Here is an 11,792-nt window from a genome sequence, read left to right on the forward strand (position 1 = left end):
GAACCCCGTCTCTTTTCAAACATCTGCCCCCTGAATCTTCAACTACTTATACCTACACTTATTCACTGCCAGCAGAAGCCAATTCTTTCACCCGTCTTTGTACGTTTTCGCGACTAAAGTTTACGGCAGCCGTCTGTCCCAATGTCAGTGCGCGCAGGTAATATTCTTGTGCTAATTTGAGTTGATTCAGACGATCCAGGCTAACAGCAAGATTAAAGGCATAATCAGCATTTGCAGGGGCACTTGTATACGCTCTGAAATACGTTTGCTGCGCCTCATTCCAGCGTGCTTGCTGCGCATACAGATTACCCAATGCAAATAAGATCGGACCCGCCTGTGGATTCTGCGTCAATATTTTTTTGAGCCTGCTCTCACTCTGCTGCGGATCGCCTTGTTGCATACTGGTCAGTCCGGCGATTGCATCGGTATCAGTGGGATCCAGCTCCAGTAAGCGCGTATAAAAACTTCCTGCCTGTTCTGGCTGACGCTGATTCAACGAAATGACGGCCATGCCAAGCAAAGCATCACGATTATTCGGCTCTTGCTGCAAAACTTTCTGATACTGCGATTTAGCAGCAGGAGCATCGCCAGCAATAAACGACTGGTATGCGCCGAGCACACCAGGATGTATCTGGTTACCCTGGCTACCTTGTTTAATATGGATGCTGTTCAATTCTTGTATGGGTGAAACTGGTGCCATCTTGCCTTTAGCTGCCAGATTTCCCTTTGCCGTAGCAACCTCACCGGTATCAGTATTTGTCAACTTAGCTGTGCCTACCGGTATTGCAGGTGCTGCCGGTTTAGCAGGCTTTAGCTCGACATTAACTGGCATGTTGCCATCCGCAGAAACCGGCGGCGGGCTCTGAATAACAAGCGCGTTAGATGCAGGTACGGTGGCAAGCACTTTTTCTGGAGATACTGCGTTGCTAACACTTGCAACACCTGGAAGATTTCCAGTGGTACCCGCTACAGGATTCTCCACAGCACCTCCAGTACTAGCCGTGAGCGACGCGGGTGTAGCGTCGGTCTGAGGAGGCACGACCTGGGGAATTATCGGAGGACTACTTGCTGGCAAGTTAAAGGACGATTTGATAACGGTATTTTGCCAATACCAATAAGCAAAGGCCATTCCTGCCAATACAGCAAGAATGCCAAGGCTGACTAGTACCAAAGATCTGTGACCGGACTTATTTATCTTTGCGGAAAAAACAGATTTAGCTTTTTCCTGGGTGGCGATTCTTTCTTGTTCAACGGTCGGCTTACCAGTTGCTCGCGGCGAATTGTCGGCACTCTGCGCCGAAGAAAAATGATCCGGCATTTTGTGCGCTGTACCAACACTTTTATCATTATCTGCCGGCGCGGCGCCTCCCGTTGCCAGATGAGCAGCACCAGGAGGGTCCTGCTCAAGAGGGTTACTGGTTTCCTGCCGAAAATGTTCCGCTTTACCCTGCAGAGCGGCGGATTCAGCCCGGCTCAAAGGTGCCAACCCCACATCGTCCTCAAGCAAGTCCACAGGCTTGTCTTGTATCTGTGGCGTTTGTGGAGAGAGGCTTAAGCCAGAAACAGATGATTCACTAGCAGGCTGACCTGCGCCAGCACTCTCTGTTGATTCACTCATCGCCTGTGATGGCGGCACATACGTCAAGTCTGTGTGTTTGGGAGACAGCGTCAAAGCATCATCTGGTACCAGCGCCTTATTTGCTTCGGGTTCCGGCAATGACGACTCACCAGCTTGCTTGGAATGCTCAGCCTTCTTCAGCGCTTGCATCAATAAACTCATGGCCGACCCGCTTTACCTGAGCTCGCCTTGATCACGGGTTCAGTATATGGTTCGCTGTTTAAAGGAGTGTCGTTCGGCAACAAATAGCGATAATTTTTATAGTCCCCATTAATGCTCGCATCCTTAACGACAATGGGTCGCATAAAAATAACCAGTTCAGACTTGTTACTGGTTTCGTTCCTGAAATTCAGTGCATTACCAATGAACGGAATCTTGCTGGTACCGGGAATTTCATCTTTCAGATTATTGATACTGTCTTGCATCAGACCGCCCATCACTGCAATCTGACCACTGCTGACTTTCAGGATTGATTCCATTTCGCGAGTCTGTATCACAGGGACGTTACTGATAACCGGTACTACGGCACCCGCCAGCGCAGGGTTAGGATCTTGTACAAAACCGATAATTCGGGAAATGCTCGGCCGCACATTGATCGTCACTTCATCACTATCGGAAATCTGTGGCGTGACGCTCATCACGAAACCAACAGGTACCGTGTTCAGGCTTGAGGTATAGGTGGTGGTACTTGGCACGCCAGTAGTACCTTGCTGAGTGGTGGCAGTAATTGTGAAATATACGCGGTTGTCCACTACTTTAAGCAAAGCCGTCTGATTATTCAGTACGCTAATTTTCGGACTGGACAACACTTTCACTTTACCAAAAGATTCCAGCATTTGTATGGTCAAAGCGATGTTACCCAAACCGGTCAGCGGTTTGAGATAATTGAAATTCAACAGACCCTGACTGACACCAGGATTGATACCTGATGGCAAAGCTGCTCCCCCCACCTGTCCTTGCGTGATACTGGGACCTTCAGTCGCACTGGTGCGAAGCGACGACCAGTTGATGCCTTGCTGATACTGATCGTTGAGCTGCACTTCAATTACCGTCGCTTCAATCAACACCTGGCGCTTGGCACTAGACATGACCATATCGATAAATTCTTGAATTTTCTCGTGTTGTCTTCCGGTGGCGCGCACTGCAATCAAGCCCGTTTCGGGATTGGCGATGACGGAGGCTGCCTCGCGATAATTATTAATACGTGGCTGTATCGCGCCGGGCGCTACAGCCGATGAAGTCACTCCGTTTTTTGCACTGCCAGCAGCAGCTACTGGAGCACTGGCAGTATCAGCATTGGCAGCTGAGTCGGGTAAAATTTTATCGGTTTCGCGCAGGGTATCTTTAATGTTTGCTACCAATGTTGCCCAAAACCGGTTATTCGAGGTGTTCGATACCGACGTAGTTGAATTATTGTCGCCGCCACCGCCCCCCTCAGCGCCGCCGGTGGTCGATATCTGTGTTGCGATACTGACCTTGCTACTGGTATCGCGTGCAACATTTACATAGTCGATTTTATAGTTACGCAAAAACGGCACATCGGGAAGTACCACAAGGTTTGGACCATCAAGTTCAAACCGCATATCAACCTGTTTGGCAATCCGAGTCAACAATTGGGGCAAGGTCTGATCCAGTGCATTCAGCGTTACCTCACCTTCAATGCCGGGATGAATATCCACATTTAGCTTAGCATCGCGCGCCAGCGCAAATAAAAGTGATTGCACACCTACTTTGTAGACGGCCACGCTGTATGTCTCAACTTTGGGGGTAGGCTTAGGCGCGCTTAGCGTGGCACTCTGACGAACTGGCTCAGGAATAGTGCCGGACGGTCTGGCAGTTTCTTTAATGTGAGCAGGTGATGGGATAACCGGCTGTGTACCACATGCCGAAAGGAGCAAACAACAAAAAACGGTGTATTTAGTCATTGATTTATGTGGCGAATATCTCATCATAAAGTCAGGGAAATACGACAAAATTACATCATGAAAATGCACCATAGATTGCCGCAATCCGACACCAGACAGTAACAGCATTCATGCTTAACAATGATTCTAAGCGAGAACGCTCCCGGAAAGTCAGTCACAGGACGGATTTTTGTCGATTGTCAATTATCACCACCTGGCTGTGGCCAGCGCTATTGAATCCATGGCTCAATCAACACATCTATTTCACCCAAACATTCTCGCTATGCGAGCGAAAAATCTCAGCGCGCAATCCACCTACTGTACGTAACTGCCCGCGATATGTACGCTTGGCTTCAAGCCCGCCCAGACGAAGCTGAGCGGCCTCACGTGTCTTAAAATTCGCGTAGACCACGCCAAAACAAGGCTTCGCATTGATCGTTGTCGGATATAAAAATAAGTCGTCAATGCCGATTTCTGCACTAGCTTTCTTGAGAAACTGCTCAAGTTTGCTTTGGTTGTGCGCATCGATCAAGGCCAGTTGTATCGTGTAGTCATCACCGGCAGCACTGGCCAGCCAGGTCTTGGATGCCGTCAGGCGCTGACTCACGATGTCGGATAATAACAACGGTTTTCCGGTTTTACTGGCAGATTGTCTGGTTGGGGGAGCTTGTTCCGTCTGCGGCGCAGCCTGAGAAGCTTCCATCGACAGGGGTGACGCAACCGGCGTGGCGGCAATAGCAAGCGGCTTCGCCAATACTTCTGTTGCAGGCTTCGTGTCGGTTATCGAAGAGGAATTTTCAGGTATCGCTGTCGCTGTGACGGCGCCAGGTGTCGGCAATGACGCGATAGATTTTACTAATGCCGGTGTGACAGCCACAGCAGGCGCGCGATTCTGCCTTTGATACAGACCCCAGGCTAGCATGCTGACGAGAACCAGAACCAGCCCCGATATGGTTACCAGTATGATTTTTTTCTTGAATGCGAACTGACTCATGCCGATAAATTCGCTATCGCGGATAGCCGCCTTCATATGCGCAAGCTCAATCAGGTGCGTGTTGTCGGCAAACGCAGCAAGCAGGGCTTTGTCGGCCAGAATATTGATCCGCCTGACTATCCCCTCAGATACCGAACCTAATAACTGTATCGCTTTTTTGCTAAAAATATCGGGGCCATGATAACCGGCAGCACGCATACGAAACATCAGAAAATCGGGGATCACTGCCGTGGTTAGCGGTGGCATAGTAAAGCTGTGGGTTATCCTTTCTTTCAACTGCCGCATACGCGGCAAATTCAGGCTAACATCCAGCTCAGGTTGCCCGAACAGGACGATTTGCAAGAGTTTATGATGTGCCGTTTCCAGATTGGAGAACAAACGTATCTCTTCTAAAGTATCAAGAGACATTGCCTGCGCCTCCTCAATCAGCAATACCACCTGCTTACCTGCAATATGTTTTGCGATGAGATCGTGATGCAACTGGCGTAACACCTCGTCACCACGTCTGCCATTAACCGGTATTCCCAACTCTCCAGCAATCATGAACATAACATCTTCGCGTCTTAGCGTCGGATTGACCATGAAGATGACTTCCACATTGGCGGGCATACGACTCTCCAGCATGCGGCACAACATCGTCTTGCCGCTACCGACCTCACCGGTCACTTTGATGATCCCCTCGCCATGCTTCACTGCATAGACCAAAGCTTCCAGAATATCGCCACGCTGACTGCCAGAATAAAAAAACACAGGATTCGGCGTAATGCTGAAAGGCGCTTGATTCAGGCCGAAATGGGAACGATACATAAGGTGCTCAGTCTGATAGAGATATGGAATTATGTATAAATTGTTGGACTCATTGTCAACAGATTTTCTACAGAGACGTATCAACACTTATTTATATAGACCAGATCCAGTGTACTGAAATAAATGCGCTTGAGCGTCACAATTTACACTCCTGAGACATTCTGGTGATGTGCAGACTTGACGTCAGCATGTAACATGATTACGTCACACTGCTCAGTTCGTCGGCAATTATTGCAACATATCACTTTTCGGCGCAATAATAGATAGCGGTGATGCTACAGCCTTTCTTTTTCTGGAAAATTTATGACCTCTCATTTCAGCAATATGTCAGCCGGTCGATGGATGCAATACTGGATTATGATTTTGCTTGGTGTATTGAGCAGCGCTTGCGGTGGTGGTGCAGGCAGTGTCGGCATTGCCTCCGGTAAAGCATTATTCAGCTCAGCGCCCAGTGCCATTACCATCAATATCGAGAGCGTCAGCTATTCCATAGGTGGCGGTACAGCGCCTTATAAAGCGAGTAGTAGTAATCCCTCGGTGACAACTGCCGAGGTTAAAGGTAGCACTCTGGCCATTAACGGCATTGCTGCCGGCTCCGCGCAAATCACAATTACTGATGCAGTCGGCGCTACCATCGCGATTGCAACGACGGTAGGCTCTGGTAGTACGTCAACGGCCTTGTTCACCACAGCTCCTGGCATCACGACTGTCAACATAGGCAGCAGCACTACATTTACCATCGCTGGCGGAAAACCCGCTTACGTGGTCAGCAGCAATAATGCCGCCGTTGCCTCGGTCGGTATCAACGGTGCGACTTATATCATTTCAGGAAAAGCGGCAGGAACTGCACAAATCCTGATCTTTGACTCAACGGGAACCTCGATTTCAATTACCGTCAATGTGACTTCCGGCGGCGTTATCGCACCACTCTACACAACAGCACCCGGCGCTATCTCCATGGCCGCCAACGCCACCGACACGTTCTCAATTGGCGGCGGCGTCGCCCCCTATACCTCTACGACAAGCAATGCCAGTGTTGGCTCTTCCACTATTTCAGGCAACTCGATCAGCGTCCATGCTGTTGCAGCAGGTTCCGGCCAGATTCTCATTTTTGATGCAACCGGAGCTTCCGTCTCTATCAATATCACGGTAACTCAGACGGGTAATCTACAACTCGATGTACAACCAGGAGCAGCAACTGGCAATGTCGGCGATGCGCTGCAATTTGTGGTCAGCGGTGGCACACCACCATATGCAATTACTGTCAATAATCCGAGTATTGCCAGTGCATCGCCAAGCTCAGTCAGCGCAAGCAATGGAACATTTTCCACCTCTTTAATCAATGCTGGCAGCACCGCCGTCACCATCGTCGACGCCACAGGCGTCACAAAATCAGTCGCTTTAACAGTAAGTCAGCTGGCGGCGTCGCTGAGATTTTCGCCAGGCACGCTACTGATCGGCGAAGATAACATCGCTGATATCATCCTTAATGTGTATGGCGGAACTGGCCCTTACCGTGCATTTACCAGTGATCAGACTTTATCCTCGGTAACAGTCTCCGGTGCCACTGTCAAAATATCACTTGGCAGCAGTCTGAATCGCTGCATTAATCCAGTTGACTCCAGCGGTGTACGTATTCCTAACGGAACATTTGATGTGACAATTACTGTTCTTGATAGCTTGGGGGCCTCAGCAACCAGCATTATGACCATCAAGGATAACGGCGTTGGCAACGGTACCGTAACTACCCAACCGGCACCGTTCAGCGGAATTTGTAACTAAGTCAGCGTTGTTGCGATTATTGCGCCAGCAATAATCGCAACAACGCTCTCCGCCCCGCTCAGCTTGTTACTACCTGTTCAGGAAATACAACGCATAAATGCCTGCTCCAGCGTTTCTGCCGCATACGCCGTCCTGCACTCGTCTGGTGTACCTACAAAACGCAGCTGACCTTCATGCAAAATAGCCATGCGGTCGCATAATTCGTCGACATCAGCCAGTGCATGTGAACTAAAGAACAAAGTGCCGCCTGTCTCACGCAAGATCTGCAATCGTGCTTTCAGCAAAACACGCGCCTTCGGATCCAGACCACTCATTGGCTCATCCAGTACATACAATGCCTTGCGGGTTAGAAAGCACGCTGCCAAACCCAGTTTTTGGTTCATCCCTTTAGAATACGAACGTACAGGACGACTTAATACCGACGAATCCAGATCTAGCGATGTCAACATCGCATCGACATGCTCAGGGACTATAGGCAGGTCCTGCAATCTCAGCATGTATTTCAAAAAATCAGCGCCTGTCAGGTAGTACGGTGGCATGAAGCGTTCCGGCAAAAAAGCCATAGGCTGCCGCGCGACTGTCAGCAGATTGCTCCTCCCTAAGATCTCGATGCTGCCACCATCAAAAGCGCAAAAATCGAGCAGACATTTCAGCAGCGTCGTTTTGCCTGCTCCGTTCATACCGACCAGCCCAAAAAACTCACCTTGCAAAATATCCAGTTCAACGCCATGTAATACAGTGCGTTTCTGATAGCGTTTGACAACCTGGTTAAAGCGTATCGCGGGAATAGTCATGTTATGCATCAATCATTGATCTGAGGGACTTAAGCAAGAATAATGGCAATTCTTGGCTTTCGATATGCTGCGTTACAATATCCGTAAAACGCAATCTATTTCAATATTATTTTCCAGGATTTACGCAAAATTGTTTCAGCGATTTTGTCGAAATTTCCATTTTAAAAAGGCATCATCATGGAAGCAACTGTACGTTGGACCGGCCTGTCAGGCATGTCATTTTTAGCAGAAACTGGTTCAGGTCATGCGGTTTTGATGGATGGCGCACCCGATGGTGGTGGCCGCAATCTGGCTCCGCGTCCGATGGAAATGGTCTTACTCGGCACGGGTGGTTGTTCAGCTTATGACGTCGTACTGATCTTGCGCAAAAGTAAGCAAGACATCCGCGGCTGCGAAGTCAAACTCCAGGCCGAGCGTGCAGAAACTGAGCCTAAGGTATTCACCAAAATCAATTTCCACTTTATCGTTCGTGGCCGCAATCTGAAACCCAATCTGGTCGAACGTGCAATCAAACTCTCGCATGAAAAATACTGCTCGGCATCAATCATGTTGGAAAAGACTGCGGTCATGAGCCATACCTATGAAATTATCGAAGACATCGATATGCCATCTGAACACCAGATCACTGAGTAATCAGCGCTCGGCAAAAAAAAAGCGTAGTCATGATCGACTACGCTTTTTTGTTTTATTCTGGACTCGCCTGATCAGGCTTTCCAAAGACATGGGTATAAGGCGGATAAAACGAGCAATACATCACAACGGTTAATGCCAGCGACACCGGCATCATGATGACCACCACCGCAATCGCCTTGCCGACAATAATTGCCACCATCAGACTCAAGATCATGGGCAGCAATACGCCAAGAACCAGCCAGGCCAGACCATAGACGGTAAAGGCGCGCCCCTCGCGTCGCACGGCAAAAAAACTATAGAACACGGCTTTGCCAACGCCCATATTTTGCCAGGCAATCAGCGGTGCGGCAAACCAGAACGCCATTAAGGCTGGTAGATAAACGACGGCAGAGCACAGCATGCCCCAGAACATCGCCGTGTCCGGCATGCTTTTAGGGTCCTGAGGATTAATCGGTTTTTGGCTCGTCAAAAAATCCCAGAATGCACCGCCATCCACCAGTGCCGAAGTGCCGATTGCCACCATTGCAGCAAGCAAATACAGCAAGCCCAGCATCAGCAAGCGCGGCAAGGCTGGCGAGCGGAATCCCGTCAGCAAAACATTCGGATGTACTCGCTGCCCTGCTTCGATCTGGCGGCAAGCCTGCATGAAGCTCATGGAAAACGTCGGCACCAGTATCAAAGGCATCAATTGTCCCAGCACCGGAATCAAGCCTATTCCCATCGTCAGGAACATATAGGCAAAAAACAGCGCCAGCATCTCTACCGGTTGCTGACGAAATAGCTGAAATCCGTCTCTAATCCACAACCAGCCACTACTCGAATTCAGTTTCATCATCAGGCTACAGGTAAGGCTGGCGCATTGCGCGATTCACGCAAACGCAAAATCCGCTCAAAATGGCCGGGGTCGTGCGGCGTGAGCATCTCGGCATCACGCGGCAAATAAAAGTCATACAGGCGTGACAACCAGAATCTTAGTGCTGCCGCACGCAACATCGGCTGCCATGCAGCACGCTCACCGTCAGTGAAGGGGCGCACCGTATGATAAGCAGCCAGCAAAGCCGTCACCCGCGCATCATCGAGCTCACCTGTTGCCACATCAATACACCAGTCATTCACCGTCACAGCGACGTCAAAAATCCAGGTATCGCAACCGGCAAAATAAAAATCAAAGAAACCCGTCAGCTTATCGCCATCAAACATGACGTTATTGCGAAACAGATCCGCATGGACAGGACCGTTTGGCAACGCGTGATAAACCGCCGTACTCGCAAAGCTTTCCTGAAAATGCATTTCAGCACGCAATAAATGCTGGTTCGCATCCGATAAAAACGGCAACACCACAGGTGTCGTCACGTTCCACCAGTCGAGACCACGCAGATTGGGCTGACGTATCTCAAAATCCTGCGCAGCTACATGCATGCGAGCCAGCATCGCACCGACCTCAGCGCAGTGCAAAGGTGCTGGCGACATTTGCGAGCATCCCTCTAATTTACTCACGATTGCCGCTGGCTTGCCATGCAAGGCGACGACCAACTCACCCCGATCGTTCGCGATTGGCGCTGGCACTAATACACCGCGATCCGCCAGGAGGCGCATTAATTTCAAATAAAATGGCAATTGCTCGAAGCTCAGATTTTCAAAAATCGTCAGAACGAATTCACCGGATTCCGTCGTGATAAAAAAATTGCTGTTTTCAATCCCGGATGCAATCCCTTTGATTGCCGATGCCTGCCCCAGTGGGAATTGTGTCATCCATGGACGAAGATCATCCAGACTTACCGATGTAAATACTGCCATTTTGCGTAGAGTGATTAGAGTCTGATGAGGATCCGATGAGGATTTGATTGAGATCCGTTACGAGTTATTTTTTTACTGGCATGCTGGCCGCAGAGCTTGCAGCTGAACTAGCGGCAGCACCTGTGACAGTTGCCGCTGTTTTTGTGGGAGCAGGCGGCAAAGTAGGAACAGGTTCCACTTCCTTGCTTTCTTTTTTGCCGCCAAATTGCAGCACCGACCATTGCGCACCGCGGTTAGCGTCGCCCTGTACCGTGCCTTTAGGCGCATTACCGATTTCTTGATTCGGCTTGACTACGTAATTGCTCTTACCTGCTTTGACCTGGACTTCAGTGACTTTGCCGCCGACACGTTTTTCTGTCGTTTGATTTTGTTTTTCAGGTTTCGCGATCTTGACGCCGGTTTCTGGCACTTCTTCGATTTTTTCCAGTTTTGGCGGAGAAGAGTCTGGCTTGGAATCTGGCTTAGCCGCAGTCTGGGCAGCGACAGAAAAAGGCAACAAAACAGCGCTCAGGCAGAGCAGCGCAGCGGTAGATGTGTGGGACAAATTTTTCATGATAATCACTTTAAGCGTGTATGCATTGAATATACATCGGGGTTGCAACATGCCCCCATTGTAACAAAGCGGCGTGCGCGCTCCCAGCAATATTAGGGCTTACTTAGGACGTGCGCATCGCACGGAGACGGTTCAAACAGCAAAATTCTCGCTCCCATAGCGACTACAACAACTATAAATACAACATGCGCTGGCGTTCTTCATCCGAAGGTTCAATATCGCGCGCCTCGTAAAACGCAAAAATCGCATCGACAATATTCGCCGGCTCATCAATTAACTGCACCAGATTAAGGTCGCTATGCTCAATCATGCCATTACCCGCCAGCTGCGTATTGATCCACTCCAGCAAACCACGCCAAAAACTGCTGCCAACCAGAATCACAGGAATGTGACGCGTCTTACCGGTCTGTATCAACGTCAATACTTCACTCATTTCATCCAAAGTACCGAAACCGCCGGGAAACACGATATAGGCATCGGCATACTTCACAAACGCCACCTTACGTGCAAAAAAATGCCGGAAAGTCAGCGAGATATTTTGCCAGGGATTATTTTTCTGCTCATGTGGCAATTCAATATTCAAGCCTACCGACGCAGACGCTCCCTCATATGCTCCCTTATTTGCTGCCTCCATGATGCCTGGTCCGCCACCCGAAATCACCGCAAAACCCGCATCCGATAAGCGTCTTGCGACATCCACACAAGTCAGATAGTCCGGATGATCCACCGCCGTTCTGGCGGATCCAAAAATCGTCACTGCAAGCCCCACACCAGACAGACGTTCGGTAGACTCAATAAACTCTGCCATAATCGTGAACATATGCCAAGATTCGCGCGCCTTGAGCGCGGTGGCCTTATCGCCGGCAAGCATCTGACGTAATTTCACTATCCTTTTTCCGCTGTCACTCAT

General features: G+C 49.7%; 10 protein-coding genes. 2 read left to right on the top strand and 8 right to left on the bottom strand.

Annotated features, from left to right (window positions below; translation table 11 throughout):
• Positions 1 to 58: 58 nt before the first annotated feature.
• From ACO0K4_RS05610 to ACO0K4_RS05620, 3 genes are all read right to left on the bottom strand, one after another.
• Positions 59 to 1,780 carry a tetratricopeptide repeat protein gene (locus ACO0K4_RS05610; RefSeq protein ID WP_422955638.1) on the bottom strand — a complete coding sequence of 574 codons (1,722 nt, stop codon included), beginning with the start codon at positions 1,778 to 1,780 and terminating at the stop codon, positions 59 to 61.
• A complete protein-coding gene (locus ACO0K4_RS05615) occupies positions 1,777 to 3,543 on the bottom strand; it encodes a type II secretion system protein GspD (RefSeq protein ID WP_422955639.1) in 1,767 nt (588 codons plus the stop codon). The genes ACO0K4_RS05610 and ACO0K4_RS05615 overlap by 4 nt, the downstream gene beginning before the upstream one ends.
• A gap of 238 nt (positions 3,544 to 3,781) precedes the next feature.
• Complete coding sequence (locus ACO0K4_RS05620) at positions 3,782 to 5,323, bottom strand: AAA family ATPase (RefSeq protein WP_422955640.1); 1,542 nt, start codon at positions 5,321 to 5,323, stop codon at positions 3,782 to 3,784.
• 303 nt (positions 5,324 to 5,626) lie between these two features.
• Here ACO0K4_RS05620 and ACO0K4_RS05625 point away from each other — a divergent pair, with 303 nt between their 5' ends.
• Entirely contained in the window at positions 5,627 to 7,105 is a 1,479-nt protein-coding gene (locus ACO0K4_RS05625) for a beta strand repeat-containing protein (RefSeq protein WP_422955641.1), read from the top strand.
• A 77-nt stretch (positions 7,106 to 7,182) separates the two neighbouring features.
• Here ACO0K4_RS05625 and ACO0K4_RS05630 read toward each other — a convergent pair whose 3' ends face one another.
• Positions 7,183 to 7,899, bottom strand: coding sequence for an ABC transporter ATP-binding protein (locus ACO0K4_RS05630; protein WP_422955642.1), 717 nt, complete (start codon positions 7,897 to 7,899; stop codon positions 7,183 to 7,185).
• Between the two features lie 177 nt (positions 7,900 to 8,076).
• Here ACO0K4_RS05630 and ACO0K4_RS05635 point away from each other — a divergent pair, with 177 nt between their 5' ends.
• Entirely contained in the window at positions 8,077 to 8,532 is a 456-nt protein-coding gene (locus ACO0K4_RS05635; RefSeq protein ID WP_422955643.1) for an OsmC family protein, read from the top strand.
• 52 nt (positions 8,533 to 8,584) lie between these two features.
• Here the strand turns inward: ACO0K4_RS05635 and ACO0K4_RS05640 are convergent, their stop codons facing one another.
• From ACO0K4_RS05640 to ACO0K4_RS05655, 4 genes are all read right to left on the bottom strand, one after another.
• A complete protein-coding gene (locus ACO0K4_RS05640; RefSeq protein ID WP_422955644.1) occupies positions 8,585 to 9,367 on the bottom strand; it encodes a BPSS1780 family membrane protein in 783 nt (260 codons plus the stop codon).
• Complete coding sequence (locus ACO0K4_RS05645) at positions 9,367 to 10,329, bottom strand: homoserine kinase (protein ID WP_422955645.1); 963 nt, start codon at positions 10,327 to 10,329, stop codon at positions 9,367 to 9,369. The genes ACO0K4_RS05640 and ACO0K4_RS05645 overlap by 1 nt, the downstream gene beginning before the upstream one ends.
• Positions 10,330 to 10,393: 64 nt before the next feature.
• Complete coding sequence (locus ACO0K4_RS05650) at positions 10,394 to 10,882, bottom strand: hypothetical protein (RefSeq protein WP_422955646.1); 489 nt, start codon at positions 10,880 to 10,882, stop codon at positions 10,394 to 10,396.
• 172 nt (positions 10,883 to 11,054) lie between these two features.
• Positions 11,055 to 11,792: a TIGR00730 family Rossman fold protein gene (locus ACO0K4_RS05655; RefSeq protein ID WP_422955647.1), complete on the bottom strand. Its 738-nt coding sequence runs from the start codon at positions 11,790 to 11,792 to the stop codon at positions 11,055 to 11,057.

The sequence above is a fragment of the Undibacterium sp. RuTC16W genome (assembly GCF_049339445.1).
Classification (GTDB): Bacteria; Pseudomonadota; Gammaproteobacteria; order Burkholderiales; family Burkholderiaceae_D; genus Undibacterium.